Source organism: Nonomuraea sp. NEAU-A123, assembly GCF_018603905.1.
In the GTDB taxonomy this organism is placed as follows: Bacteria; Actinomycetota; Actinomycetes; order Streptosporangiales; family Streptosporangiaceae; genus Nonomuraea.
On sequence record NZ_JAHFZZ010000009.1, the window covers coordinates 503,522 to 529,560 of the forward strand.

The following is a 26,039-nucleotide window of genomic DNA, read 5'->3' on the forward strand; positions in this document are numbered from 1 at the left end:
TGAGGGGGTTCAATATGGTTCATAGATCAGTACGGCAGCCGCCGTCCTGACGGCGTCCGCAGATCTGGCCGGTCGTCTGTGGTGCGGATGGGGCGCTTGCGGACCCGGATCTGACGCATGGACTCTCTCTCGTTGCCTTTCAGGAGTGCGGGCTTGCGGGCTCAGCCTTCGGCGATGGCACAGGCCGGCAATTCGAACCAGACGACCTTTCCCCGGCCGGTGCGGACGGTGCCCCAGCAGCACGACAGCAACTCGACCAGGCGGAGCCCGTGTCCTCTCTCGTCGTCCGGGCGGGGTGTGCGCACGCGCGGCAGTTCGGGATTGGTGTCCTCGACCTCGACACGCAGCAGCCCGTCCTCAGCGGAAAAGCTGAGGTCGACGGTCCCCTGCACGTATTTCAGCGCGTTGGTGACCAACTCGCTGACGAGCAGTTCGGCGACCTCGCCCTGGCCGGTGTATCCCCAGTCGCTCAGCAGTTCACGGGTCAGGTGGCGCGCCTTGGGCACGGAGCAAGGCTTGTGCGGGAGCCTCCATGAGGCCGCCCGTCGCGCTCCGGCGAGGCGGTCATCCTCCAACCTGTGCCGGCCATGCACACCATCCCCAGACAGCGCAGACCCCATCCCTGCTCCAAGCAGTAGCTGGCGAAGCATCGCGCCTCGCGGTCGGGAACGTAGGGGGGCGGGCTTGGGGGGCTGGTGCTTGTACATGGCGCGGAGCCTCGATCCTCACTTCCGGGCGGAACTGGTATTGGTCACCAGCCTTTCTCACGCCCCGCAATGACGAGATGTGATAAATCCCCATATCACTACCTATTTCCGAGTACGTAGGTACCTACTCGACGGTGAACTCGCGCAGGAGACCTGCGTACTCCTTGGGCCGCGGCGGGGCGTACTCACCTCGCGTGCTGGTTCGCAGGCCGAGCGAGACCAGCGCCTCCACCAGCTTCGTGGCGACGGCGACGCCGTCGATCACCGGGAAGCCCACCTCACGTGAGACCTCCGCGCAGAACGCCGCCATGCCCGCGCAGCCCAGCACGATCGAGTCGCTCCCGTCCGCCTCGGCGGCCGCGGCGCACAGCTCGGTGACGACGCGCCGCGCGTCGGAGGCCGGATCGTCCAGTTCCAGTACCGGGATGTCGCAGGCGTGCACGCCACGGCAGGCGTTGGCGAAGCCGTACTGATGGGCGAGGTCCCAGGCGCGGCCGACCGTTCTGGACAGGGTCGTCACGACGCTGAAGCCGCGGCCGACGAGGGTGGCGGCGTGCATGGCCGCCTCGGCGATCCCCACTACGGGCCCGGACGCCAGCTCCCGCGCGGCGGGCAGGCCCGGGTCGCCGAAGCAGGCGATGACGTATCCATCGACCCCGGCGTGCTCGCCCGCCGCGATCTCGGCGAGCAGGCCCGGCACGGCCAGCGCCTCGTCGTAGTGGCTCTCGATGGAGGCGGGGCCCATGCTCGGGCTGACCGCCGTGATGGTGGTCGAGGGTGCCGCGACCGCCCGGGCGCAGAGGCCGATGGCCTCGGTCATGGCTCGGGCGGTGTTGGGATTGATCACCTTGATGTGCGTCATCAACGCGCCTGGGCCGCTCCGTCCAGCGCCTGATCACCGGCGGCGATCCGGGGCGAGCGCCGCTCCAGCACGACCAGCGCGACGAACCCGAGCCCGCAGCCGATGAACCAGCTGTAGTCGGCGATCCACGTCAGATCGACCGTCATGACTCCGAGGTCGAGCAGCATCTTCGGGACGAGGACGGAGGCGATGGCGGGCAGCCCGCTGGCGATGATCGCCCAGATCGCGTTGGGGTTGTAGCCGTTGCGGAACCAGTAGCGCCCGGCCGTGTCGAGGGTGAACAGCTCGTCCACCCATACCCGCTGCCGGGCGCAGACGTAGTAGCCGGCGATCAGGATCCCGAACAGCGGGCCGATGAGCGCGCCGAGCAGTCCCAGCGTGTAGTGGATGGCGTCCGGGTTGCTGTACCAGTTCCAGGGCGTGAGCAGCACCGAGCCCACCGCCGCGATCATGCCCCCGGTGCGCCAGCTGATGCGTTGCGGGCTGACGTTGGAGAAGTCGAAGGCCGGGGAGATGAAGTTGGCCACGATGTTGATGCCCACCGTCGCGAGGACGAAGGTGAGGCCCCCGAGCAGGATCGCGAACGGCGTGTCGATCCGCTGGACCGTGTGGATCGGATCGGTGATCAGCTCACCGAACACGGGCACGGTGGCCGACGCGGTGATCACGGTCAGCAGCGAGAAGAACAGGAAGTTGATCGGCAGGCCGAGGAAGTTGCCCTTCTTGACCGCCGCGAACGAGCGCCCGTACCGCGAGAAGTCGCCGAAGTTGAGCATCGGCCCGGAGAAGTACGACACCACCAGCGCGATCGCGCCGAGCATGACCGAGATGGACTCGCCCAGGCCGAGACTCTCGCCCTTGGACAGGTCCAGGCTGATGTTCTCCCATCCGGCCTTGCTGACCAAGTAGATGGCGAGCACGACCATGACGACGTAGACGGCGGGCCCCGCCCAGTCGATGAACCGGCGGATCGCCTCCATCCCCTTCCAGAACACCGCCGCCTGCGCGACCCAGAGGATGGCGTAACAGATGTAGCCGAGCGGCGGCAGGCCGAGGAAGCCGCCCTCGTTCAGCGCCGCCGTGGCGGGCCAGAACTTGAGGAAGATGATGATGAGCGACTGCGAGGCGAGGTAGGTCTGCACGCCGTACCAGGCGATGGCGATGGCGCCGCGGACGATCGCGGGGATGTTCGCGCCGAGCACGCCGAAGACGGCTCGGTTGATCACCGGGTACGGCACGCCGGTGGCCTGGCTGGGCTTGGCGACCAGGTTGCAGAACACGTTGACGATGACGATGCCGGCGATGAGCGAGAACAGCACCTGCCAGCTCGCCAGGCCGAGGGCGAACAGGCTGCCCGCGGTGACGTAGCCGCCGATGCTGTGCACGTCCGACATCCAGAAGGCGAAGATGTTGTACGACGTCCAGCTCTGGTTCTTCAGCGGGGCCAGGTCCTCGTTCGTCAGGCGAGGGTCGTAGCCGGACTCGGCGGGTGTGCCCGCCGGTTCGATCAGGGCTTCGGGACTGGGCCGAGGTGGGGCGCCGGATTCGGTCATTGCGGCATCCTGGAGGGTAGTGTGCGGTCTGGATCAAGGTCCGTTTGGGGAGTGCGCACGAAGTGTTAAGTCAGCGCTTAACGCTTGCTGTTAACGTATGCCTTAATCCATTGCGTTCGCGTTAACCCCCTGTGACAACTGGTGTGGAGGTCATGGCCAGCGATACGGGCATGGAAGCGGTCAGCAACGAGCTGCTCGGCCAGCGGCTTCGCGACCTCCGCGTCCAGTCGGGGAAGTCCCTGCGAGCGGTGGCGCGCGAGCTGGGCATCTCGGCGAGCGCCGTCTCCCAGATCGAGCGGGGCATGATGCGCCCGTCGGTGAGCAGGCTGATCGGCTACGTCTCGGCCATCGACGTGCCGCTCGCGGCCGTCTTCGACGTGCCGGACACCGCCTCCGCCGAGCCGGAGGAGCCGGCGGACGCCCGCGCGTTCGCCATCCGCCGCTCGTGGGAGGTGTCGGCCATCCAGCTCAGCGGAGGTGTGACCTTCCGCCGGCTCTCCCCCGTACCGACGCCCGACGTGGAGTTCTTCGAGTCGACCTATCCGCCGCAGGCCGTCTCCACCGCCCACGGCCAGTTCCTGAAGCACGACGGCTACGAGGTCGGCACCGTCACCGCCGGCGAGCTCACGATCGAGTTCGAGTCGGAGGTCGTCACCCTCGCCAAGGGCGACTCGATCACGTTCCCGTGCAGCCGGCCGCACATCATCGGCAACCGCTCGGAGACCGTCACCGCCGTCGCCACCTGGCTGATCGTGCATCACTGACCCTTCGCTCGACTCGATAGCTTTATGTAGTCGAACAGTTACGTTAAGTAGTTTTGCCGCCGGGAATCGGTGCAGAGGACCTCTCCCGACTGGAAGGCAGCCGATGCGCATCCCCACCCGCGCGGCATCATCACTCGTCATCGCCGCGTTGCTCGTCTCAGTCACGACCGCACTTACGGCCGCGCCGGTTCAGGCCGCCACGGCACGTTCGTGTCTGCCCGCGTCCCTCCAGAGCGCGCAGGCCACATCAGCGTCGCGGGCCGCCGCGGTCGCGCCGGTCTACTTCGAGATGCGCACCATCGAGAACGCGCCGTTCGTCTTCCAGCTCACCGACCCCACCAAGATCGAGCACGCCCGGCGGATCCTCAGGGGCGAGGAGAAGGACGAGGTGCACGTGGTAGGCCGGATCGTCAAGAGACCGGCCCCGTACAACCCGCACTGGAGCTTCCACTACGACCCGAACTCGATCGACTTCTTCGCGATGGCCATCGAGGTCTGTGACGCGACGGTGTCGTACGTCGAGGAGCATCTCGACGAGGCATGCGGCGCCTTCCTGCCCGGCTGCATCTTCTGCCCCTGGACCTCGAGGCTGGTCCGCGAGGCCACCCCCGCCTGACCACCACCCCGCACGGTGCCGGGAAGCCGGCCCCGGCCACGAACCACCCTCCGCACAGCCGAAAACCTCCGCGGTCACGCCCGCGGAGGTTTTCGGTCTGAAAGGCAAGGCCGACGGCCGACAGCTCTCAGGAACGCTCCAGAATATTCAGCATCCACCAAACCCACTAAAAGACGTCCATATCCCGAAAACGGAAAGCTAGCTCACTTTCAAGCCGTTTATCTAATTTGACCATAATCGGTTTCGGAAGATCTTCTTCCCCTTAATGTCATGCACCATAACCGCTACCTGCGCCTATCGCGCACGGGCCGCGCCAGCAAGATCCCCGCCGGATAATCAACGAATAGTCAGGAAATGTAGAAAATATTTGCGAATCCGGCCCGAAATATGATCGATTACCACCGTGAGAGATTTTCTCGTCGTAGGCGGCGGGATGGCCGGTGCCAGCGCGGGATACTTCCTCGCTGAGTCCGGCAGTGTGACGCTGCTCGAGATGGAGCACGCCCCCGGCTACCACGCGACCGGACGGTCGGCCGCGCTCTTCTCCGAGTATTTCGGCAATCAGGCCGTACGAGCGCTTACCACCGCGAGCCGCCCGTTTCTCACCACACCACCGCCCGGCTTCGCGGACGGTCCGCTGCTGACCCCGCGTGGCGTGCTGACGTTGTGCCCGGCGGGCGCGGTGGACGCGGCGGAGCGGTTCGCCGAGATGCTGGCCGACGGGCTGTCGGCCCCCACCCCGGTCCGTGAGCTCGATCCGGACGAGGTGCGTCGGCACTGCCCGATCGTGCGGTCCGGATGGTACAGCCGCGCCCTGCTGAAACCCGCGGCGATGGACATCGACGTGGACGCGCTCCACCAGGGCTTTCTCCGCGGCATCCGGGCGCGCGGCGGCCAGGTGATCACCTCGGCGCGGGTGCGGAGTCTGTCCCGGCGCGGCGGGCTCTGGCGGGCGGCCACCGACGCGGCCGAGTTCGCCGCGCCGATCCTGGTCAACGCGGCCGGGGCGTGGGCCGACGAGGTGGCCGTGCTCGCGGGGGTGCGGCCCGTCGGACTGCGGCCGCTGCGCCGCACCGCCTTCCTCGTCGATCTGCCCGGCGGACTCGACGCGACCCGCTGGCCGATGGTCACCGACGTGGCGGACACCTTCTACTTCAAGCCCGAGTCGGGACGGCTGCTCATCTCGCCGGCCGACGCGACGCCGATGCCGCCCGGTGACGTCCGTCCCGAGGACCTTGACGTCGCGATCGCGGTAGAGCGATTACACAAGGCCACCACGTTGGAGATCCGCAGTGTCCGGCACGCGTGGGCCGGCCTGCGTAGCGCGGTGGCGGACGAGACGCCGGTGGTCGGCGAGGCACCGGACGCGCCGGGCTTCGTCTGGCTGGCCGCGCTCAGTGGTTACGGGGTGCAGACCGCACCCGCCGTCGGCCGGATCGCTGCCGCGGCGGCGCGGCGCACGCCGCCGGATGTCGCGTACGCCCACCTCTCACCGGAACGCCCCCTGCTTGACCAGCGCACATGGAACGGCATGGAACGCCTATGAGTAAGGCGCCAGGGGCGTGGCACCGGCTCAGGTCCAGAAGGGGCCCGGCCGGCATGGGGGCATTCCTTGGGGAGAGGTGGAGATGACCGGACTCCGGAGCTTTGCTGGCCAAGCAGTTGACTTCGGTGCGTTCCAACCGATCTGGGCGCTGATCGAGGAGCAGGTGGACCGCCATCCCGAGCGCCCGGCGGTGTCGTTCGACGGCCGGATGCTCACCTATCGGCGGCTGGACGAGCTGGTGAACGGCCTGGCGGTCACGCTGGCCGAGCACGATGTGGGCAAGGGCGATGTGGTCGCGGTCCTGCTGGTCAACTCTCTGGAACTGCCCGTCACCTACCTGGCGCTGATGAAGCTGGGGGCGGCGTTCGTACCGCTCGACCCGTCGTGGCCGGAGGACCGGATCCGCAGCACCTTCGGGGTGCTGCCGCCCGGGCCGATCCTGTGCGCCGATGCCGATGCGCTGCCGCGGGAGTTACGGCATCGCGCGGTCACCGTCGAGGTCGGCCGGATCGACCCGACGCCCCGGCGCGCGGGGGTGGCGGTGGGCCCCGATGACCTGATCTACGGCTACTTCACCTCGGGCACCACGGGCACGCCGAAGTGCGCGATGAACCGGCACGCGGGGTTGACCAACCGGTTTCGCTTCATGACGCGGTACTTCGCCGCGACCGGTGACGACGTGGTCCTGCAGAACAGCAGGCACACCTCCGACTCCTCGCTCTGGCAGTTGTTCTGGCCGCTGACCACGGGCGGCCACACCGTCCTGCCCGTGCAGGGAGAGTTCCTCAACCTGCAGCACACCATCGACCTGATCGCCGAGTACGGCATCACGACCGCGGACTTCGTCTCGAGCGTCTTCAACGCGCTGGTGGCCATCGTGGACAGCGACGAGCAGGCGCTGCGGAAGCTCGCGTCGCTCCGGCGGCTCATCGTCGGCAGCGAGGCGGTCAACTCGCGGGCGGTGCACCGGCTGATGACGCTGCTGCCGGGCCTTCAGGTGACCAATGGCTACGGGCCGACGGAGGCGTCCATCGGGATGGTCTTCCACCGCGTGTCCGCGGCCGATGGGGACACGATTCCGCTGGGCCGCCCGATCGACAACTGCTATGCCGTGGTGGTCGACGACGACCTGCGTCCGGCGCCGCCCGGCGCCACCGGCGAGATCGCCATCGGTGGCGCCTGCCTCGGTGAAGGGTACTTGGGTGACCCCACTTCCACCGCCAAGGCGTTCGTCCGTAATCCGTTTCCGGCGAACATCCCTGGAGACCGGCTCTACCTCACCGGCGACCTCGGTCACCTGGATGACGAGGGCCGGTTGTTCTTCTCCGGGCGCAAGGACTTCCAGGTCAAGATCCACGGTGTCCGGATCGAGCTGGGCGAGATCGAGGTGGCGGCCGAGAAGTGCCCCGGTGTACGGCAGGCCGAGGTCCTGGTGGCCGAGCAGGCAGGGACGAAGGCGCTGGCGTTGTTCGCCTCCGGCAGCGGGCTGACCGAGGCCGGGCTCAGCGAGCACCTGCGCCGCACCCTGCCCAGGACCAGCATGCCCCGCTACTTCTTCCTGCTGCCGGAGATGCCGCTGAACGACAACGGCAAGGTCGACCGCGGGCGGCTCCAGGCGGTCCTCGACGGCCGGCTCGCCGAGGACACCGCCCGGCTGGCCGAGAGCGCGCCGACGGCGACCCTGGCCGACCAGGTCCTGCGGACGCTGCGGTCGGCGCTCGGCCGGCCTGGCCTCACGGCCGACGCGCACTTCGCGGAGGCGGGCGGCGACTCCATCCAGGCCTTGTCCGTGGTGCACATGATCACCGCGGAGTGCGGCGTACGGGTCGACGTCAAGGACCTGTACGACCACCCCACAGCGGACGAGCTGACCCCCCTGATCGAACGGCGGCGGCGCGACGGCGTGGCCATCGAGGACGAGTCCGTGCTCATGGCCCGCGACCCGACGGTGCCCGAGGGCGAGCCCATCCGGCCCGCCGACCGGTCGGGGAGGCTGCGGACCGTCCTGGTCACCGGGGCGACCGGCTTCGTCGGCAGCCGCCTGGTCCATGAGCTGTTGGCCCACACTGACCTGCGGGTACGCTGCCTCGCCCGGGCCGCCGACGACACCGGCGCGACCGCGCGGGTCGTCGAGGCGCTCATCGAGCGGGGGCTGTGGGAGCCGCGGTTCGCCGACCGGCTCGAGGGGTACGCGGGCGACCTGGCGTTACCGGGCCTCGGGCTGGCCCCCCGTACCTGGGAACACCTGGCACGCACCTGCGACCTGGTGCTCCACAACGGCGCCCTGGTCAACTTCCTGTTCGACTACCGCGCCCATCGTCAGATCAACGTCCGGGGCACCATCGAGCTGGTCCGGCTCGGGATGGCCTACCGGCCCGTACCGGTGCACTATGTGTCGACGCTCGCGGCGCTCCAGGACGAGGCGCTCCGGCAGGACGACCGCCTCCCCGAGGACTACGAACCGTCCCTCGCCAGGACGCCCGCCGGCGGGTACAGCCGGTCCAAGTGGATCGCCGAACGTTACCTCGCCGAGGCCCGGCGCCGGGGCGCGCTGGTCACCGTGCTCAGGCTCGGCGAGGTGATGCCGAGCGCGGACAACGGATATCCGAATCCGGTGGCGTTCACCCATCTGCTGCTGTCGGCCTTCCTGCGGCTGGGCGTCCGGCCGGACGTCGCCACGCGGTCCGACTACACCCCGGTCGATTATGTGGCGGCACGCGTGGCCGCGGCGGTGTGCGATCGTGCCGCCTGGGGCCGTACCCTGCACGTCTTCCGCGCGGAGAGCGTCTGCTTCGACGACGTCCTGCTGCGCGCGGGCGCGGCCATCGCACCGATCCCGTGCGGGGACTTCGTGACGCTGGTGCGCGAGGCGGGCCGGGCGAGCTCTGACCGCGAGCTGACCACGCTCGCGTCACTCCTGCCCAGCCCGCAGGGCACGGACGAGGACGGACTGAAGCGGGCGTTCGCCGGTCTGCTGACCGACAATCCCGCGCTGTTCCGCAAAGACGAGTGCCGCCGGCTCGAGCAGCGGTGGCAGCTCGACGACGGCAGCCTGGACGGCTCGATCACCGCGTACCACGCCCGGCTGGCGAGCGGCCGCGCGGTGAAAGGACATCGACAGGTGCCTACCGGCTGACAAGACAGAGGGTTCAAGGGATGCGACACCGCAAGATGGGAAACCTCGGCTGGGAAGTCAGCGAGGTCGGATACGGCATGTGGGGCATCGGCGGCGGCCCCGGCAACTTCACCGGCTGGGACTACGACGTCGCCCCGCGCTGCCTCGACGAGGCCGTCGCGCTGGGCTGCACCTTCTTCGACACGGCCTGGGTGTACGGGCGAGGGATCAGCGAACAGTTGCTCGGCGCGCTGCTCCGCCGACATCCCGGCCGGAAGCTGTACGTAGCCACGAAGATCCCCCCGAAGAACCGCGAATGGCCGCCGGGACCGGACGACACCCTCGACGACGCCTACCCCGCGGACCACATCAAGGAGTACACCCACAAGAGCCTGGAGAACCTTGGCGTGCCGCGCATCGACCTGATGCAGTTCCACACCTGGGAGGACCGGTGGGCGGGCGACGAGCGCTGGCAGGAGGCCGTCACCGACCTCAAGCGTGAGGGGGTCATCGACGCGGTCGGCATCAGCGTCAACCGGTGGGAACCGGCCAACTGCTTCGCCGCCCTCGACACCGGCCTCATCGACGTCATCCAGGTGATCTACAACATCTTCGACCAGGCGCCCGAGGACGAGCTGTTCGACCGCGCGCTGCGCGACGGCATCGGGATCATCGCCCGCGTCCCGTTCGACGAGGGCACGCTCACCGGCACGCTGAGCGCCGGCAGCACCTGGCCGGAGGAGGACTGGCGCAGCACCTACTTCTGCGCGGAGAATCTCCGGCCGAGCGTCGAGCGGGCCGAGCGCCTCAAGGCGGCCGTCCCCGAGGGCATGTCGCTCCCCGAGCTCGCCCTCCGGTTCATCCTCAATCATCCGGCGGTCAGCACGGTCATCCCGGGCATGCGCCGACCCGCACATGTACGGGCGAACCTCGCCGTCAGCGATGGCCGGCCGCTCGATGACCCGCTGCTCCAGGAGCTCCGCCGGCACCGCTGGGACCGCGTCCCGGCCTGGTGGTCGGGGTGAACCCGGTGATCATCATGTGGGCGCACTCCCGCTCCGCCTCGACGGCGTTCGAGCGCATGATGATCGAGCGCGGCGACGTGGCCGTCCTGCACGAGCCGTTCCTCGCCCTGACCGAGGAGGGAGCGGTCCCGCTTCCGTCGCCGGACGGCGGCCAGGCAACGGCACGCTCCGAGAAGGAGCTCCTCACCGGCCTCAAGGAGCTGGCCCGGGTCCGTCCGGCGTTCGTCAAGGAGGTCCTCGACTACGAGTACCCCTACCTCTTCGACCACCCCGACGAGCTCGCCGGGATCGTCCACACGTTCATCGTCCGCGACCCCAAGCCGACCATCAGCTCGCACTACGCGATCAAACCGGCGGTGACCTGCGCGGAGATCGGCTACGAGCGCCTGTACCGGCTGTTCGAGCTGGTCTGGTCGGCCACCGGGCGCGAGCCGCTCGTCATCCGCACGGAGCGGTTGGTGCGGGAGCCGGCGAAGGTGGCCGAGGTCTTCTGCGCGTACGCCGGCCTGCCGTTCCTCCCCCGGGCGCTCACGTGGGACTCCGGGGATCGGCCCGAGTGGCGGCGGACCCGCCGATGGCATCTCGACGCGAGCAGCAGCGCCGGCTTCGAGGACCGCCGGAACACCTACCCGGACACCGTCGACAACCACCCCGCCCTCAAGGCCTTCTACGACCACCATCTGCCCTTCTACCAGCGGCTCATCCAGCACGACTTCTGACCGGGAGCATCAATGTCAACGGACACAGCCCCAGCCGGCGCGCCGACCGTGAAGCAGTCCCCGGGCGAGGCATTCGCGCGGGCGTTCGCGGCCGATCCCCGCCACGCGGAGGTGACCTTCGACTACACCATCACCGAGGCACACGAGCCGACCAAGGACCGGCCCCGGCTGACCGTGCGCAACCTGCTCAAGGTCCGCCCCGCCGACGACGTCGCCCGGTTCTGGACGGAGTCCCCGCCCAGCGAAGAGGAGCGGAAGGCGGTACGCGACGCCGACGTCCGCCGCGAGGCGGCGTTCAGGTTCGGCATGGCCGAGGCCGGGGTGCACCCGATCCAGGCGTGGGTGCAGATCCCCGACGGGCTGGCCGACGACCCGGCCGCGCTGGCCACCTTCCTCGACTACCGATTACTGGTACGGCTCGCCACCGCGGAGAACCTCGCGCTGACCAACCACCTGCTCCACCACCCGGAGATCGCCCGGCTCCCCTACGACACCGACTACGTCGCCGGGATTCTGGCCGCCTGTGACGAGGTCGAGCAGTCGGGGGCCACACCGCACGCGATGATCATCAACCCGAACGACTACTACCACTGGCTCGTCGGCCGCAACGGCTTGCTGGCGGACCTGGCGACGGGCAACGGCATGAAGATCTGCCGTAACCGGTGGATCAGCCCGGGGTCCGCCCTCGTCGGTGACATCTCCGTGGCGGCCAGGCTGCTCGACGGGCGTCGCTCGGTGATCCGCGTGGCCGAGCCGCCGCCCGGCACGTTCGCCCGGCCGGGGGTGGCCGTCTGCGCGGAGGTTTGGGAGGGAGTCGCGGTCCATCTCCCGACGCTGTTCTTCCTCGTCACTCCTGCGGAGAAACCCTGATCAGACGGCCGGCGATGAATCGCCCTATGTGCCGTACTTTGAATTTCATGGCAATGAGGAGACAAAGGCGTCCGCGGGGCGCCTGACGAAAGGCGGACGGCCGTGACAGACACACATGAGGAATATCGGCGCAACGGCTGGTGGCGGAGCGCGACCTTCCTGGATGACCTTCGGCATAACGTGGCGGCATTTCCCGGCAAGCCCGCGCTGATCAGCCGACGGGTCGCCGACGGCCGTACCGACGTCGTCACCTACGCGGAACTGGACCGGCTGACCGACCGAATCGCCCACGGCCTGATCCGTCTTGGCGTACGGCCGGGAGACTATATCGCGATCCAATTACCCAATCGCCGGGAAATGCTTCCCCTGACGCTGGCCTGCGTCAAAATCGGCGCGCGTATCGCGCCGCAGTTCCCCATCTACCGGCATCGCGAGCTCGACTTCATGATCCGGCTGACCGAGGCGCGCGTCTTCATCACCGTGAACCGCCTCGGTGACCTGCCGACCGCCGAAACCGCGATGACGCTCGCGAGCGAGATCCCGACCCTGGAGCACGTCGTCATCCTCGGCGGTGACGGCCCGCCCGGGTCCCTCGGATTCGAGGAGCACCTCCTCGACCCCGAACCCGGTGACCCCGCGGAGCTGGCCGGGCGCGCGCTGGGTCCGGACGATCCGTTCCTCATCCTGTTCACCTCGGGGACGACCGGAGAGCCCAAAGGCGCGCTGCACAGCCAGAACACCCTGCATGCCGCCATCCGCGGCTACGGGGACGCGTACGGCCTCGACGACAGCCTGGTCATCATGACGGCGCAGACCTCCATGCACTATGTAGGCCTGGTGATGACGTACCTGCAGGCGTTGATGCTGGGCGGCACCGCGGTCACGGCCGACCTCTGGAACCCCGGCGTCTACCTCGACCTCATGGCCGAGCACGGCGTCACGATGTATTACGGCACGCCGCCCTTCGCCCGGGAGATCAGCGAGGAGCAGAAGGCCAATCCGCGGAAGATCCCCACTCTGCAGATCTTCGTGTCCGGCTCGGCGCCCGTCCCGCCGCACCTGGTGGAGCAGGTGAGCGAGATCCTCGGAGTACGGGTGTACGCGCTGTGGGGCATGACCGAGAACGGCGGCGTCACCATGACCCGGCCCGAAGACCCGCCGGAGCGGGCCGGAGAGAGCGACGGCACCGTCGTGGCCGGCATGCAGGCGCGCATCGTCGACGAGGAGAACCAGCCGGTCCCGGCCGGCGAGATCGGCGCGTTGCAGGTACGCGGCGCGGCCCAATGCCTCGGCTACTACCGGCGCGACGAGATCTACGCCAAGTCACTCACGCCGGACGGCTGGTTCGACACCGGCGACCTCGCCCGCGACGACGGCTACGGCGGCGTGCGCATCTCCGGCCGGACCAAGGACGTCATCATCGCGAACATGTGTCTCAAGCTGCCGGTCAGCGACATCGAGGCGGTGCTCGGCAGGCACCCCGCCGTCCGGGACATCGCGCTCATCGGCATCCCGGATCCGAAGCTGGTCGAGCTGGTGTGCGCCGTCGTGACGCCGTCGGGTGAGCCGCCCACGCTGGAGGACCTGCGGACCCACCTGAAGGACGCCGGGGTGAACAGCTGGTTCTGGCCCGAGCGCCTCGAACTCGTCGAGGCGATGCCACGGACCCTCACCGGCAAGATCCGGAAGGTCGAGCTCCGCGAGCGGTTCGGCGCGGCGTCCAGCTGAGATGCGCGGATCCCGGGCGCTCCCGCTGGCGGTGCTGTGCGGGAGCGCCTTTCTCGGTGCGATCGACGTACAACTGGCGAACATCGCCTTCCCCGACATGCTCCGGAGCTTTCCGAGCAGCGGGCTGCCGGAACTCTCGTGGGTGTTCAACGGCTACGCGATCACGTTCACGGCGGCGCTGCTGCCGGCGGGCGGCCTGGCCGATCGGTTCGGCTATCGCCGGGTCTTCCTCGCCGGGCTGACGGTGTTCGTGATCGGCGCCGCCCTGTGCGCGATCGCCCCCTCGGCCGGCATCCTGATCGCCGCCAGGGTCGTGCAGGGCGTGGGCGGCGGCGTGATCACTCCGCTGACCCTGGCCCTGATCCTGCCGTACTACCCGCCGGAGCGGCGCGGCACGGCGATCGGGCTGTGGAGCGCGACGCAGTCGGTGGCGACCGCCTCCGGGCCCTCGCTCGGCGGTCTGCTGGTCGGCGTCTGGGACTGGCGCACGGTGTTCTTCCTGCACCTGCCGGTCGGGCTCGTCGTGCTGGCCGGCGCGTGGCGGACCCTGGCCCGCACGCCCCCGTCCACCCCGTCCACCCCGTCCAGGCTGCCGGACATCGTCGGCCTGATCCTGCTGGTGGCGGCGATCGGCCTGCCCTCACTGGCCATCGTGCAGAGTGACGCGTGGGGGCCGGGCAGCCCGGGTACGATCACCGCTCTCGTCGCGGGCATCGTCGTCGGCGTGCTGTTCGTCCGGCGGGCGCGCTCGCACCCCGCTCCGATCGTGGACCTGAGAATCCTCCGGGCCCGGAGCACTCAGCGGGCCAACCTCGCGATGTTCCTGCTCGGCCTGGTGATGTTCGCCCTGCCGCTGGCCAATATCCTGTTCCTGACCAGGATCTGGGGATATTCCGAGACCCAGGCGGGGCTCGCCGTCACTCCCGGGGCGGTCGCGCAGGTCCTCACCGCGCCGATCGCCGGACGGCTGGCGGCGAAAGCCGGGCATCGCAGGCTGGCGCTGTGCGGTGTCGTGCTGCTGTCGCTCGCCACGGCCTACCTGGCGGTCGCGACCGGAGGCGGCCAGGCGTACCTCACGGTGGTCTTCCCCGCGGTCGTCGTCACCGGGGTGGGCGTCGCCGTGCTGGTCACGTCGCTCAGCGGGGCCGCCGTCGCCGAGATCCCGCCCGCGCGGCTCGCCACCGGCACCGCCTTGTCCGTCACCTCGCGGGCCTGCGGCGCGGTCATCGGCGTGTCGGCGCTCGTGCTGGTCCTGTCGGGGCACCGCGTCGGCGTGATCGGCGCCTATCACGGCGTCTGGGCGACCATGCTCGGGATCTGCGCCTTCATCGCCGTCGCCGCCGCGGGCCTGCGCAGCCCGGAGGCACCCGCCACGGCGAACGCCGGTCAGCGCGAGCCCGGCACGGAGCCACCGTGACCGTCGGGTCCCGCGCCCGCCTGGCGTCGCGCCGCGGCCTGCTGGAAGAGTGATCCGGGACGTATGTCGCCGATCTCGAGAAAGGCCCCACTCGACGTGACGGAAGCGATGCCTTCGACCCTGCCACGCCCGGAGTATCCGCGGCCCTCCCTGATGCGTACGGACTGGCTGAATCTGAACGGCGACTGGCAGTTCGAGATCGACGCCGCCGACTCCGGTCTCGAACGCGGACTGGTCGAACGTGAGCTGTCGGGCCGGATCACCGTGCCCTTCGCCCCGGAGACCGAGCTGTCCGGCGTCGCGAACGTCGACTTCATGGAGGCGGTCTGGTATCGGCGGACGGTCCGCGTTCCCGCCGCGTGGTCCGGGCGCACCGTGCTGCTGCATTTCGGCGCCGTCGACCATGACGCGACCGTCTGGGTCAACGGCCGCGAGGTCGTCCGGCACCGGGGCGGCTTCACCCCGTTCACGGCCGATGTCACCGGCGTGGCCGTGCCGGGCGAGCAGGCCGTGATCGTGGTCCGGGCCCGGGACAGCCGCCACAGCCCGCAGGCGCGGGGCAAGCAGTCAAGGCAGTTCGCCAACGCGGGCTGCCTGTACACCAGGACGACGGGGATCTGGCAGACCGTGTGGCTGGAGCCGGTCGGCGGCGTCCATGCCCGCGAGGTGCGGGTCGTGCCCCGGCTGGCGTCGGACAGCTTCGACGTCACCGTCCTGTTGCCGGCCAACCGGCCCGGTCACCGTATCCGGCTCCGGCTCACCGAGACCTACGATCACGACACGAACAGTCCAGCCGGCGCCGTCCTGGCCGAGGCGGAGGTGCGCGCGGATCTCGACCTCTCCCCCCAGCTCACCCTGCGGCTGCCGGAAGGCTCGGCACGGACCTGGTCGCCGGCGGACCCGCACCTGTACGGCCTGACCGTCCAGATCCTCGACGCCGGTGGGGCCGTGGTCGACGAGGTCAGATCGTACGCCGGGCTGCGTTCGGTCTCGATCGACGGCAACCGGCTGCTGCTCAACGGCCGGCCGGTGTTCCAGCGGCTCGTACTCGATCAAGGGTATTGGCCGCAGTCGCTGATGACGGCCCCGAGCGACCGCGCGCTCGCCCACGACATCGAGCTCGGCATCGCGGCGGGCTTCAACGGGGCCCGGCTCCACCAGAAGGTGTTCGAGGAGCGATACCTCTATCACGCCGACCGGCTGGGCTATCTGGTCTGGGGGGAGTTCGGCGACTGGGGGGTCGACACCTTCGGACCGGCCGGGGACAACCAGCAGCCGACGGCCTCGATGGTGACGCAATGGCTCGAAGCCGTGCGCCGCGACCTGAGCCACCCGTCGATCGTCGGCTGGTGCCCGCTGAACGAGACCTCGCAGATCCTGACAGACCGGATCACCCAGCTCGACGACGTGACGCGGGCGATGTGGCTGGCGACGAAGCTCGCCGATCCGACGCGCCCCGTGCTGGACGTGTCGGGCTACGCGCACCGCGTCCCGGAGACCGACGTCGTCGACTCGCACGACTATGAGCAGGAGCCGGCGGTCTTCGCCGCGAACCATGCCGGCCTAGCCTCGGGGCGGCCGTTCATGAACACGAGCCCGGACGGTGGGCAGCCGATGTCCGCTGCCTATCGGGGGCAACCGTACTTCGTCAGCGAGTTCGGTGGGATCTGGTGGGTTCCGGGCGCCGACGATGGCGGTGATTCGCTCGATCGGTCGTGGGGATACGGCAACCGTCCGAACGGCGAAGAGGAGTTCTACGCGCGGTTCGGCGGCCTCGTCGGCGCATTACTCGACAATCCGGACATGTTTGGCTATTGCTATACGCAGCTCACCGACGTGTTCCAAGAGCAGAACGGCATCTACACCTTCGATCGGTCGGTGAAGCTCGATGTCGAAAGGGTCCGTGCGATCCAGCTGAAGCCCACCGCCGCCGAGCGGTCCGGCTGAGTCGGGTGGCGAAGGACAACGCGAGCCAACCTCAGGGGTAGGGACCGCAACTGCCTGCGCTGCGTAGTCATACCCGTTGACAGCAACGCAGGCGCCGCCGCTCGGGGGACTTCCAGCGATCAAGCTTCGGTGGCCCGCCAGCGAAGTCGGAGTCTCGCGCGGCGCCTCTTGACTTCGTTCTCCACCAGCAGGACGGCGCGTCGTTCGACGTCCGTGTAATACTCGTCCACATCGAGCCGCTCGTCCGCGACCTGCTCGGCTCTTTCGATGACTTCGTCACTCACCGTAGGTCCGTTTTCCATTTAGGCTCCCTCCCTGCATTGACTGCCCCTCCTATGCGCTGCCATCAAAGTCTCACAGACCATGAACATGCGCCAGACCTGCGGCCAGCGCCCCGCCGAGCAGTCTGAGCGTCTCTACATCCGAATCTTCGAACGCTTTCGCCTCGGGCGAGACCACAACAAGCAGCCCTTCTTTGAGACCGGCCTCCTTGACGCCGACAGAGCTGGCGATACAGCTCCTATACCGGGGTTTCCCCATCTCCAGGACATCGAGGAAGGAATCCTCCAGGCTAATATCATCTACGCGCTTCACCCTTAGATGGTTCGATGCGAATTGCAGAAGATCTCTATCGTGATCACCATCGACACCTAACCTGGTCCGCGGCGAGCCGACCCCCCAAAGCGCGCTTACCAGTTGAAGATACCCATCTGGCCCGAACTTATAGTAAGCAGCCCGCGTCAAGCTCGGCTGCTTGGCATGACTGCAGGTACGCCTGGCCGCGGCGACGATCTGGTGGATCAGAATATCGGCTGCGGCCTTCGCCTCGATTGTGTCGTTCTTACTGCACAACCGGCCAAGGGCGACGATGACCGGGAGACCTCCGCCGGAGAGCGTCCGGGCCAATCGTGCAGCGACCTCTTTGTAGCCGGCATCGCTGGTGTGCCTCAGCCATATCGAAAGTCCGCCGAGCGCCGCGCACATCAATAAGGCCAAGACAACGGCATCATGAGCCTGCCCGTCGACAAGTGTCACCGCGACGCCAAGGCCCGGAACCGCCATTCCAAGAAGTGCCGTGACGGGAAGGTTGAGGAGCGCCTTGTCGGCGAAATTCCTCATGACCTGCCAGGTGCGCTTGCTTTTCATCAGCCGACGTCCTTTGCCGATCTTGAGCTACCGGTTCACGGAAGTATCCGCCGTGACAAGATAACGTGAGCCAGGCGCTGTAGCCACAAGAACGTTCATAGACAGAGGATCATCACCAATCCGACACTATAGCGATCGGACATCTCTCCTATAAGCCACCTATGTGATTAGTCGGGCTCGACACCGCGTCAATGAAAAAGAAACGCGGGCACTAATCAATTCGGGCCCTATAATCGTGCGAAATCTCATGTCGGACTCGGCCGGCGCGCGCGGAAGCGACGGAACGCGACGAGGAGGATCACCCCGGCGATGAGGGCTATCAGCCCGGCGGCCGCGAGGGCCAGCGTCCAAGGGGAGTCCAACGACCCCGGCAGGCCCCACGTTCCGGGCTTTTCGGGGAAGGTAAGCGCTCCGTTCGCCGTGCGGCTGACCCGGCCGCTGCGAAGGGTGAGGTGGAACTTCCACGGCCCGGCGGGGAGGTCCTTGCCCATCAGTGCGATGACGTTTCCCTGGCCCCCGGGCGCCAGGGTGGTGTCACGATTGACCGGGAAGGGGCCGGCGCGCAGAAAGCTCGGCCCGTCCGACAGCGACAGCTCTCCGTCGAAGTCGAGCGCGCGTTCGCCGGTGTTGGAGACGTCCACCACGATCTGCGGCTGTCCGTCTTCGGTCCGCCTTGGCACCACCTCGCCGATCTCGAAGTCCGAGGGCGGCTCCCCGCCCAAACCCACGTCGAGATAGGAACGGATCCCGACGCGATGGACGAGCTTCACGTGTCCCTTCGATCCAGGCCTGTCCGAGGAGACCTGTGCCCATACGACGGCGTACCGCTCTCCTTTGCTGGCCCATTCCGGCACGGCGACGGTCGCCTTCACCCGCGTCCTGCCGTTCGCCGGCAGGTCGACGGACGAACGGTTGAGCCTGACCCACTCGCTCAGCTCGTTGGAGGTGCGGTCCGGCGCGAAGGTGTAGCGGCCGTCCTTGATACCGGCGGCGGCCGCGTACAACTCCACGTGCTGAGGCTCGCGTGAGGTGCTGAAGACCTCGAAGCTCCGGGTGAAGGTGGTGCCGGGATTGACATGGTCGACGATGAAGGCGTGCGAACGCGGGTCGTCCATCCAGTTGGCGGGAACCTCCAGCAGCTTGATGCCGATGCTGTCCCTACCGCTCGAACTCGCCCCGTCTCGGCTCCCCGAGTCCGCGACCGCGGGAGCGCTGATCACCACATGCAGCAGGAGCGCCGTCAGCGTCACGGAGACGGGCCTGCGCAACAGCGAAATAGGCATACGAACTAGGCGACGGAGTGGTTCACCGTGCCGGTACAGGTGCCTTCCACCGCTTGGGCGGGGACATCGATGACGATCGTCGGATTCCAGACGGCGGAGTTGTCACCAGAGCCGGTGGTCTTGCTGAAGGCGATGCGCGATACGTTCAGCGCTTGCGCGGCCGCCGCGTTGACCTGGCCGGGGACGAAGGTGGTGGCGGTCGCGGTGCCGGACCAGTACAGAACATCCGTGTTGGGAATGGTCTCAGCGGGGGTGCCGGCGCCCGTCGTGAAGCCTCCCGCCGAGGCGTTCACCGACGCCACCCAGGTGGCGACGAGCGCGGCGCGCCGGTTGCGCAGACAGCTCTTGAACATTGCCGATTCCTTCCGTAGAACCCGGCGTCCCGTCTGGATGCGCTCCCGGGTGATCTCATCCTGCTCCGCGATCACCCGGCTGAAACGGCCCGAGCAACCATCCATCAACCCTCTGCGATCATGAGATGACTATATGTAGTCATCATAGAGATGGTATGCGGTGCCCGGGCCCGGGTGGTCGCGAGTCGGTGTTCAGTCGGAGTAGCGCCGCTGTCTCACGCTGGCGGCCAGCGCGGCGGCTCGGGCCGCCTCCGCCGGCGTGAACGGCAATGCGGGGCGGCTGACCAGGAGCGCCCGTTCGGGATGGACGGAGATCACCATGGTGGTGCCGGACTCGCCACCGTCGGCGACGGTGTCTCCGGGCAGTCGCCATTGGACGTCCGTGGCGCGCAGGAGCTCCGCCATCGCGTGGGGCAACTGCTCGGGATCCTCGCTGACGGCGTGGGCCAGGACGAGGGCCTGGACACCGAGATCTACCAGATCTTTGACGTACGCGCGGACGATGACGATGTCGAGCCCGCCGGCCTTGTCGACCGCCGACCGCAGGTTCTTCTCGCTCAGCTCAGCGGGCGCCTCGACCACGAACTCGTCCAGCGCGTCGCAGCCGGACGGAGAGATCGCGCTGCTGCCCGTCGCGGCGATGTGCAGGGCCAGGACGTTGCAGTCCAGCCTGGCGAACGCCGCCGCCAGTTCCGCCAGCCGGCCCGGACGGTCGACCACCCGAGTGCGGATACGCCACAGCTTCATGGGCCGGCCTCCCTCGATATCGATCACTTCGGCGGCGGGGCGCCGGGTTCCGCGCCGCGCGCCGAGCCGTTTGTGGACGAAGGCGCAGACGATCAGCCCCGCACCGAGTGCGATCAGCACCGCGGGGCCCGGGGCGGAGTGCCCCATAAGAGTGGCGAACAGGTGGGCAAGACCGACCGCGACGAACAGCACCGCCAGCTCTACGACCTCACGCTTCCACGAGGCGGTGGCCTGCTCAGGAGTGTGCGCCCGATCTACATCTTTCGCATCGCTCATGGAGGCAGGATGGCAGCCGGCTGTTTCGCGGCCACGTGACGTGCGGTTTCGCCGACATTAATCCTCACGGGGCGCCGCGCCCGCGACTCGGGCCCACAACGCGAACGAGCCGGGGCCCGCACCTCTTCAGGTGCGAGCCCCGGCTCGTTGTGCGTAACGTCAGGCGGGAACGATGTTCTCGGCCTGCGGGCCCTTCTGGCCCTGGGTGATGTCGAAGCTGACCTTCTGGCCTTCCTGCAGCTCGCGGAAGCCCTGGGCGGCGATGTTCGAGTAGTGGGCGAAGACGTCAGCGCCGCCGCCGTCCTGCTCGATGAAGCCGAAACCCTTTTCTGCGTTGAACCACTTCACGGTGCCAGTCGCCATGTCGATCTCCTCTTGGATAGGCGCAGTAGTCAGAACCCGCACGTCACGGGCCCCACGTCGCCGAAATGACCCATCCGGAAATGACCGGCAAACAAAATGCGCCCGAGGGCTACGTCCCGTCAGGCGCACACAAAGTTCATTGGGTACCAGAACTGCAACTGAGTTCAGGATAGCACGTACCCCCCGTCGATGGGCCGACACGCGGCCACCGCGGCGACCGCCTTCATGAGCGGCCGGGCAGACGGACGGCCAGCAGGGCGATGTCGTCCTCGTTGGCGGTGCCGTTCGCGGCCAGCAGCTCGTCGCAGAACGTCTCGACCTCGGCCCCGGCCAGCGCGGCGGCCCGCCTGCGCAGCCTGGTCATGCCGCGTTCCAACGGCTCGGTGCGGCGTTCGATCAACCCGTCGGTGTAGAGCACGACGGTCGAGTGGGGCGGCAGCGCTTCGACGGCGTTCTGCCGGGGAAGGGCCGCGTCGACGCCGAGCAGGGTCGCGCGGCCGTCCTCGAGGAAGCGGGTGCCGCCCTCACGGGTGATCAACAGCGGCGCCGGATGGCCGGCGTTGGTCCAGCGCATTCGCCAGGGCCCGCCCGGCGGGCCTTCCACCCGGGCCAGCACCATGGTCGCGATGAAGCCGCCGCCGAGGCCGGTGAGCGCCCGGTCCAGGCGGGTCACGATGCCGCTCGGCGGCTCGCGCCGGTCGAAGGCCAGCGCGCGGAGCATGTTGCGGACCTCGCTCATCTGCGCGGCCGCGGCGATGTCGTGACCGGCGACGTCGCCGATCACCAGGGTGACCGCTCCGCCGGAAAGGACGAAGGCGTCGTACCAGTCGCCGCCGACCCGGGAGGACTGGCGGGCCGGCAGGTAGCGGGCGGCCAGTCGCAGCGGGTGGACGTCCGGCAACTGGGGCAGGAGCGAATGCTGGAGCCGGTAGGCCATCTCGTGCTGCAGGCCGTACAGGCGCGCGTTGTCCAGGGCGAGCCCCGCGCGGTGGGCCAGGTCCTCGACCACCGGCAGGTCGTCGAGAGTGAAGGCGGCGCCCGGCTGGACGCGTACCAGGGTCAGCGCGCCCAGCACGTTGCCGCGCACGCGGATGGGGGCCACGAACGCGGAGTCGGCGCCCAGCAGCCGGTGGAGCAGCACACGGGCCTCGCGGAGCGTGCCGTCGTCCGGGCTGTCCGCCGACGCGGAGTTGATCAGCAGCGGGCCGGAGCTGCGCAGCGCGCGCAGCAGCGGCGTCTCCACGTCCAGGGGCAGCGGTCCGAGGACGTCCGGCAGGCCCGCGGCCTGCGCGTGCGAGCCGCGATGGGCCACGCTCACCCGCCGGACGGTGTCGTTCTCGACCAGGTCGACCGCGCACCAGTCGGCCAGCCGGGGCACCAGGAGCCGGGCCAGGCGGTGCAGGGCCGTGTCGGCGTCCAGGCTGCTGTTCATCGCCTTGGACACTTCCGAGAGCAGGCCCAGGCGCTCCAGGGCGTCCAGTGCCTTCACCGCCTTCTACGCCTGGCTCGCCCGGCAGGTGATGCCGGACTTTGGAACAGCCTATCGAGAAGATCCGGTGCGCCCGGTCACCTGCTCGACGAGGTGTGGTGGTCCAGGACGCGGCCCAGCAGCTCGACCAGCCGCTCGCGGTCGGCGGGTGACAGCGGGGCCAGCAGGTCGCGCTGGACCTCGCCCAGCACGGCGTCCAGTTGATCGAGCCGCCGGCGACCCTCCGGGGTCATGGTGATGACGTTGCGCCGCCGGTCGTCCGGATCGGGAGCGCGTACGACCAGCTGCTGATCGGCGAGTTCGTTGACCATCGCGACGGTGTCGCTGCGGTCGATCCCGCAGCGCTGGCTGAGGCTCGCCTGGCTCGCGGGACCATACTCCTCCAGCGCGGCGAGTATCGCGAAGTGGTAGCCCCGGGCGTCGATCGGGCTCAGCCCCTCGGTGATCAGCCGGTGCGCGTGCAGCGAGGTCTTGTTGATCAGCCAACTGGCTTTCCCGCGCAGGCGGCTGGGGGCTGTCTCCATGCGGGAAGTCTAGCCAATCCGTTGGCGCTACCCACGATTCCCGTTACCGTCGGCCCGGCAGCGGGTCAGGGCTTCCTGGCGATGCCACCGTACATGAGGCGCTGACCAACGCTGAGCACCTCGGGGACGGTGTCATCGGGACGCCACAGGGGCAGCGGGACGACCCCCGGCTCGAGCAGTTCGAACCCGTCGAAGAACCCGGTGATCTCCTCGGGGGTCCGGAAGCGGCCGGTGCCGAGCAGCGCGAGGAACTTCTTCTCCGCGTCACGCGCGTCCTGGGTGGCGGAGCAGAAATGGGTGATGAACAGGTAGCTGCCCGACGGGATCGCCGCCATGTAGGCATCGACGATGCCCTTGGGGTCCTCGCTGTCGTGCAGGTGGTGCAGGATGCCGACCAGCATCAGGCCCACCGGCCGGTCCAGGTCGATGAGCCGCTTGACCGTCTCGTCGGCCAGGATCGCCGCCGGGTCACGCAGGTCGGACGTGACCACCCCGGTCAGGTCGTTCTCGGCCAGGATCGCCCGGCCGTGGGCCAGCACCATCGGGTCGTTGTCGACGTACACCACGTGCGAGTCCGGGTTCGCCCGCTGCGCGACGTGATGCGTGTTCTCCACCGTCGGCAGGCCGGAGCCGAGGTCGATGAACTGCGTGATGCCACGCTCGGCGAGAAAGCGCACGCCCCGGCCGAGAACCTGCCTGTTGTACGTGGCCACATCGTAGATCTCGGGGACGACCTTCACGATCTCGGCGACGAATGCGCGGTCGACCTCGAAGTTGTCCTTGCCGTTGAGCACGACGTCATAGGCCCGGGCGATGCTGGGCCGCGTTGTGTCGATGCCGTTTGCCCACAAGTCCGACTTGTCGGTCACAGTGGACTCCTCGCGAGGTCGGAAACAGTCTTGATGATCATATGACGGAAAGATGAGGAAGACGCAGTTTTAAGGTGATAAGCAGGCCACTAAACCCGGGTAAGCGACCATTCCCTGACATGCCATTTGATGAATCTTGGGGTGATTAATGGCGTATGTCGGATTTAGGCTGGGAGGGATTTCGCCGTCTACAGCTGGAGGACCCCATGACGAGGTTCATGGACGTTCACCACAACATGGTGGGCATCACTGACGAGCAGTTCCGTGAAGCGCACGAGGCCGACCTCGCGATCCAGGGTGAGGAAGGGGTGTCCTTCGTGCAGGCGTGGGCGGATCCCGACGAAGGTGTCATCTACTGCCTGTCCGACGCGCCGAGCGCGGAGGCCGTACAGCGGATTCACCAGCGGTCGGGCCACCCCGCCGACGAGATCCACCCCGTGCCGCTGGCGCTCTGACCGCCGCGTCCCAGCCCAGCGGCCGTTCCAGCGGGCACGGCCGCCGAAGCCTCCTAGAGTCGCCGTATGTCGAAGACAACGGACGAGGCGGAACAGGTCGTGTTCGAGAGTGACCCGGCCACCGGGCTGCGCTCGATCATCGTCATCCACGACACCACGCTCGGGCCCGCACTGGGCGGGGTGCGGATGTGGCCGTACGCGAGCGAGGCAGCGGCGCTCGCCGACGGCCTGCGCCTGGCACGGGCCATGACGCTGAAGGCCGCGGCCGCGGGGCTCGGCCTCGGCGGCGGCGCCGCCATCGTCATCGGCGATCCGGCACGCGACAAGTCCGAAGCCCTCCTGCTCGCCCACGGCCGGTTCATCGCCACGCTGGGCGGCCGGTTCATCCCGGTCAACGACGTCGGAACCGTACAGGCGGATATCGAGGTCATCGGCCGCGAGACCGCGCCCGTCTGTGACAAAGGCGACCCCTCTCCGTACACGGCTCTGGGGGTTCTCGCGTCGATCCGTGCCGGGCTGCGCGCCGCCCAAGGCTCCGGCGAGCTCGCGGGAGCGACCGTGGCCGTACAGGGAGCCGGCAACGTCGGATCCCACCTGACCCGCCTCCTGCGTGCCGAGTCGGCCGAGGTGGTGATCGCCGACCTCGTCGACGAACGCGCCCGCGACGTGGCCGAACGGTACGGCGCGCGGCGGATGTCACCGCAGGACATCGTCTCGGCCCACTGTGACGTGTTCGCGCCCTGTGCTCTCGGTGAGGTGGTGACGGAGGAGACGCTGCCCCGGCTGCGGTGCCGCGTGATCGCCGGGGGCGCGAACAACGTGCTCGCCAAACCGGGACTCGCCGACGCGCTCGCCAGGCGAGGCATCCTGTACGCGCCGGACTTCCTCGCCAACGCCGGAGGGCTGGTGTATCTGGAGGGCCGGCTCCTCGGCCACGACGACGCCCGCTCGAGCGAGCGCGTCGAACGCGTGGGAGAGATCGTCGCCGACGTCTTCGAGCGGGCGGACCGCGAGCACATCACCACGGTCGAAGCCGCCACCGCGATCGCGCACGCCAGACTGGCGGCACAAAGCCTCGGTAGCTGACGGCGATCGAGGTGCGAACGCCGTGGAACATCCTGTCACGCCTCCTAGGTGGGGGGACGGGAGGCGGCGGGAACACCATGATCGATGGGACAGGCGGACGCGAGAGCAGAGTGCTGATCCGGCTGGTGGGGTCGTTCGCGGTTGAGCGGGATGGCCTGCGCGGGACGGTCGGCGGCCGGGCCAGGACGCTGCTGAAACTGCTCGCGGTCGAGCGCGGCCACGCCGTGCCCACCGACCGCGTCGTGGAGGCGCTGTGGGGCGACCGCCCACCGAAGCGGCCGGTGGAGAACGTCGCCACGCTGGTGAGCCGGCTGCGCAGGACACTCGGCCCGGAGGCCGTGACGGGCGGCAGGCGGTGCTACCGGCTCGGCGATCCGCCGGCGGTGAGCGTGGACCTCGACGAGGCCACCGCGCTGGTCGCGGAGGCGGAGGGCCGGCTGGCGGTGGACGAGGCGGCCGTGGCCGTCGCCGCGGCGACGCGGGCGATCGAACTGCTCGACGGCGGTGCCGTACTGGATGGGGAATCCGACGCGCCTTGGGCGGCGGCGGCGCGGGGCGAGGCGGCCGGGCTGCTCCGGC

At 68.7% G+C, this 26,039-nt stretch carries 25 protein-coding genes; 13 read left to right on the plus strand and 12 right to left on the minus strand.

What is annotated here, in order from left to right; genetic code table 11:
• Window positions 1-161 precede the first annotated feature (161 nt).
• From KLK06_RS63145 to KLK06_RS29955, 3 genes are all read right to left on the minus strand, one after another.
• Window positions 162-707, minus strand: coding sequence for an ATP-binding protein (locus KLK06_RS63145; protein ID WP_374197158.1), 546 nt, complete (start codon window positions 705-707; stop codon window positions 162-164).
• Between the two features lie 124 nt (window positions 708-831).
• On the minus strand, window positions 832-1,569 hold the full coding sequence (locus KLK06_RS29950) for an aspartate/glutamate racemase family protein (RefSeq protein WP_214638960.1): 738 nt from the start codon (window positions 1,567-1,569) through the stop codon (window positions 832-834).
• Window positions 1,569-3,122, minus strand: coding sequence for an NCS1 family nucleobase:cation symporter-1 (locus KLK06_RS29955; protein ID WP_214638961.1), 1,554 nt, complete (start codon window positions 3,120-3,122; stop codon window positions 1,569-1,571). Before KLK06_RS29955 ends, KLK06_RS29950 begins: the two co-directional genes overlap by 1 nt.
• A gap of 152 nt (window positions 3,123-3,274) precedes the next feature.
• On the opposite strand from KLK06_RS29955, the gene KLK06_RS29960 reads away from it, so the two are divergent.
• The 10 genes from KLK06_RS29960 to KLK06_RS30005 all read left to right on the plus strand — a co-directional run bounded on the left by KLK06_RS29960 (window position 3,275) and on the right by KLK06_RS30005 (window position 16,869).
• Window positions 3,275-3,886 carry a helix-turn-helix domain-containing protein gene (locus KLK06_RS29960; protein ID WP_214638962.1) on the plus strand — a complete coding sequence of 204 codons (612 nt, stop codon included), beginning with the start codon at window positions 3,275-3,277 and terminating at the stop codon, window positions 3,884-3,886.
• Window positions 3,887-3,989: 103 nt separating this feature from the next.
• Window positions 3,990-4,502 carry a calmodulin-binding protein gene (locus KLK06_RS60260; RefSeq protein WP_250906186.1) on the plus strand — a complete coding sequence of 171 codons (513 nt, stop codon included), beginning with the start codon at window positions 3,990-3,992 and terminating at the stop codon, window positions 4,500-4,502.
• Window positions 4,503-4,905: 403 nt separating this feature from the next.
• Window positions 4,906-6,048 carry an FAD-binding oxidoreductase gene (locus KLK06_RS29970; protein WP_214638963.1) on the plus strand — a complete coding sequence of 381 codons (1,143 nt, stop codon included), beginning with the start codon at window positions 4,906-4,908 and terminating at the stop codon, window positions 6,046-6,048.
• Window positions 6,049-6,130: 82 nt separating this feature from the next.
• Window positions 6,131-9,184, plus strand: coding sequence for an amino acid adenylation domain-containing protein (locus KLK06_RS29975; protein ID WP_214638964.1), 3,054 nt, complete (start codon window positions 6,131-6,133; stop codon window positions 9,182-9,184).
• Between the two features lie 20 nt (window positions 9,185-9,204).
• A complete protein-coding gene (locus KLK06_RS29980; protein WP_214638965.1) occupies window positions 9,205-10,188 on the plus strand; it encodes an aldo/keto reductase in 984 nt (327 codons plus the stop codon).
• The gene (locus KLK06_RS29985; RefSeq protein WP_214638966.1) at window positions 10,185-10,907 is read left to right on the plus strand and encodes a hypothetical protein; all 723 of its coding nucleotides are present in this window, start codon (window positions 10,185-10,187) and stop codon (window positions 10,905-10,907) included. Before KLK06_RS29980 ends, KLK06_RS29985 begins: the two co-directional genes overlap by 4 nt.
• Window positions 10,908-10,919: 12 nt before the next feature.
• On the plus strand, window positions 10,920-11,777 hold the full coding sequence (locus KLK06_RS29990) for a family 3 encapsulin nanocompartment shell protein (protein WP_214638967.1): 858 nt from the start codon (window positions 10,920-10,922) through the stop codon (window positions 11,775-11,777).
• Between the two features lie 102 nt (window positions 11,778-11,879).
• Window positions 11,880-13,505 (plus strand): AMP-binding protein, encoded by a 1,626-nt coding sequence (locus tag KLK06_RS29995; RefSeq protein WP_214638968.1) that lies wholly within the window; start codon window positions 11,880-11,882, stop codon window positions 13,503-13,505.
• Window position 13,506: 1 nt separating this feature from the next.
• Window positions 13,507-14,922 carry a DHA2 family efflux MFS transporter permease subunit gene (locus KLK06_RS30000; protein WP_214638969.1) on the plus strand — a complete coding sequence of 472 codons (1,416 nt, stop codon included), beginning with the start codon at window positions 13,507-13,509 and terminating at the stop codon, window positions 14,920-14,922.
• A 108-nt stretch (window positions 14,923-15,030) separates the two neighbouring features.
• Complete coding sequence (locus KLK06_RS30005; RefSeq protein ID WP_250906187.1) at window positions 15,031-16,869, plus strand: glycoside hydrolase family 2 protein; 1,839 nt, start codon at window positions 15,031-15,033, stop codon at window positions 16,867-16,869.
• Between the two features lie 119 nt (window positions 16,870-16,988).
• Here KLK06_RS30005 and KLK06_RS30010 read toward each other — a convergent pair whose 3' ends face one another.
• From KLK06_RS30010 to KLK06_RS30050, 9 genes are all read right to left on the minus strand, one after another.
• A complete protein-coding gene (locus tag KLK06_RS30010; protein WP_214638971.1) occupies window positions 16,989-17,153 on the minus strand; it encodes a hypothetical protein in 165 nt (54 codons plus the stop codon).
• A 70-nt stretch (window positions 17,154-17,223) separates the two neighbouring features.
• Window positions 17,224-18,015, minus strand: a complete 792-nt coding sequence (locus KLK06_RS30015; protein WP_214638972.1) for a hypothetical protein — start codon at window positions 18,013-18,015, stop codon at window positions 17,224-17,226.
• A 245-nt stretch (window positions 18,016-18,260) separates the two neighbouring features.
• Entirely contained in the window at window positions 18,261-19,298 is a 1,038-nt protein-coding gene (locus KLK06_RS30020; protein ID WP_214638973.1) for a hypothetical protein, read from the minus strand.
• Window positions 19,299-19,303: 5 nt separating this feature from the next.
• Window positions 19,304-19,726, minus strand: a complete 423-nt coding sequence (locus tag KLK06_RS30025; protein ID WP_214638974.1) for a hypothetical protein — start codon at window positions 19,724-19,726, stop codon at window positions 19,304-19,306.
• Window positions 19,727-19,843: 117 nt separating this feature from the next.
• A complete protein-coding gene (locus KLK06_RS30030; RefSeq protein ID WP_214638975.1) occupies window positions 19,844-20,674 on the minus strand; it encodes an ACT domain-containing protein in 831 nt (276 codons plus the stop codon).
• A 159-nt stretch (window positions 20,675-20,833) separates the two neighbouring features.
• Window positions 20,834-21,037: a cold-shock protein gene (locus tag KLK06_RS30035; protein ID WP_030475722.1), complete on the minus strand. Its 204-nt coding sequence runs from the start codon at window positions 21,035-21,037 to the stop codon at window positions 20,834-20,836.
• A 223-nt stretch (window positions 21,038-21,260) separates the two neighbouring features.
• Window positions 21,261-22,526, minus strand: coding sequence for a PP2C family protein-serine/threonine phosphatase (locus KLK06_RS30040; protein ID WP_214638976.1), 1,266 nt, complete (start codon window positions 22,524-22,526; stop codon window positions 21,261-21,263).
• 77 nt (window positions 22,527-22,603) lie between these two features.
• Window positions 22,604-23,050 (minus strand): MarR family winged helix-turn-helix transcriptional regulator, encoded by a 447-nt coding sequence (locus KLK06_RS30045; protein WP_214638977.1) that lies wholly within the window; start codon window positions 23,048-23,050, stop codon window positions 22,604-22,606.
• 65 nt (window positions 23,051-23,115) lie between these two features.
• Window positions 23,116-23,919, minus strand: coding sequence for an SAM-dependent methyltransferase (locus tag KLK06_RS30050; protein WP_214638978.1), 804 nt, complete (start codon window positions 23,917-23,919; stop codon window positions 23,116-23,118).
• A gap of 206 nt (window positions 23,920-24,125) precedes the next feature.
• On the opposite strand from KLK06_RS30050, the gene KLK06_RS30055 reads away from it, so the two are divergent.
• The 3 genes from KLK06_RS30055 to KLK06_RS30065 all read left to right on the plus strand — a co-directional run.
• A complete protein-coding gene (locus KLK06_RS30055; protein ID WP_214638979.1) occupies window positions 24,126-24,374 on the plus strand; it encodes an SCO4226 family nickel-binding protein in 249 nt (82 codons plus the stop codon).
• A 66-nt stretch (window positions 24,375-24,440) separates the two neighbouring features.
• Complete coding sequence (locus KLK06_RS30060) at window positions 24,441-25,460, plus strand: Glu/Leu/Phe/Val dehydrogenase dimerization domain-containing protein (protein WP_214638980.1); 1,020 nt, start codon at window positions 24,441-24,443, stop codon at window positions 25,458-25,460.
• A gap of 77 nt (window positions 25,461-25,537) precedes the next feature.
• The coding region (locus KLK06_RS30065) for a winged helix-turn-helix domain-containing protein (RefSeq protein WP_214638981.1) at window positions 25,538-26,039 on the plus strand (502 nt) is incomplete at its 3' end.

Excerpts from the sequence above, each read along its gene's own strand:
- KLK06_RS63145 (WP_374197158.1), bottom strand. The coding sequence starts at position 707 with ATGTACAAGCACCAGCCCCCCAAGCCCGCCCCCCTACGTTCCCGACCG.
- KLK06_RS29950 (WP_214638960.1), bottom strand. The coding sequence starts at position 1,569 with ATGACGCACATCAAGGTGATCAATCCCAACACCGCCCGAGCCATGACC.
- KLK06_RS29955 (WP_214638961.1), bottom strand. The coding sequence starts at position 3,122 with ATGACCGAATCCGGCGCCCCACCTCGGCCCAGTCCCGAAGCCCTGATC.
- KLK06_RS29960 (WP_214638962.1), top strand. The coding sequence starts at position 3,275 with ATGGCCAGCGATACGGGCATGGAAGCGGTCAGCAACGAGCTGCTCGGC.
- KLK06_RS60260 (WP_250906186.1), top strand. The coding sequence starts at position 3,990 with ATGCGCATCCCCACCCGCGCGGCATCATCACTCGTCATCGCCGCGTTG.
- KLK06_RS29975 (WP_214638964.1), top strand. The coding sequence starts at position 6,131 with ATGACCGGACTCCGGAGCTTTGCTGGCCAAGCAGTTGACTTCGGTGCG.
- KLK06_RS29980 (WP_214638965.1), top strand. The coding sequence starts at position 9,205 with ATGCGACACCGCAAGATGGGAAACCTCGGCTGGGAAGTCAGCGAGGTC.
- KLK06_RS29990 (WP_214638967.1), top strand. The coding sequence starts at position 10,920 with ATGTCAACGGACACAGCCCCAGCCGGCGCGCCGACCGTGAAGCAGTCC.
- KLK06_RS30000 (WP_214638969.1), top strand. The coding sequence starts at position 13,507 with ATGCGCGGATCCCGGGCGCTCCCGCTGGCGGTGCTGTGCGGGAGCGCC.
- KLK06_RS30005 (WP_250906187.1), top strand. The coding sequence starts at position 15,031 with ATGCCTTCGACCCTGCCACGCCCGGAGTATCCGCGGCCCTCCCTGATG.
- KLK06_RS30015 (WP_214638972.1), bottom strand. The coding sequence starts at position 18,015 with ATGAAAAGCAAGCGCACCTGGCAGGTCATGAGGAATTTCGCCGACAAG.
- KLK06_RS30020 (WP_214638973.1), bottom strand. The coding sequence starts at position 19,298 with ATGCCTATTTCGCTGTTGCGCAGGCCCGTCTCCGTGACGCTGACGGCG.
- KLK06_RS30030 (WP_214638975.1), bottom strand. The coding sequence starts at position 20,674 with ATGAGCGATGCGAAAGATGTAGATCGGGCGCACACTCCTGAGCAGGCC.
- KLK06_RS30035 (WP_030475722.1), bottom strand. The coding sequence starts at position 21,037 with ATGGCGACTGGCACCGTGAAGTGGTTCAACGCAGAAAAGGGTTTCGGC.
- KLK06_RS30045 (WP_214638977.1), bottom strand. The coding sequence starts at position 23,050 with ATGGAGACAGCCCCCAGCCGCCTGCGCGGGAAAGCCAGTTGGCTGATC.
- KLK06_RS30055 (WP_214638979.1), top strand. The coding sequence starts at position 24,126 with ATGACGAGGTTCATGGACGTTCACCACAACATGGTGGGCATCACTGAC.
- KLK06_RS30060 (WP_214638980.1), top strand. The coding sequence starts at position 24,441 with ATGTCGAAGACAACGGACGAGGCGGAACAGGTCGTGTTCGAGAGTGAC.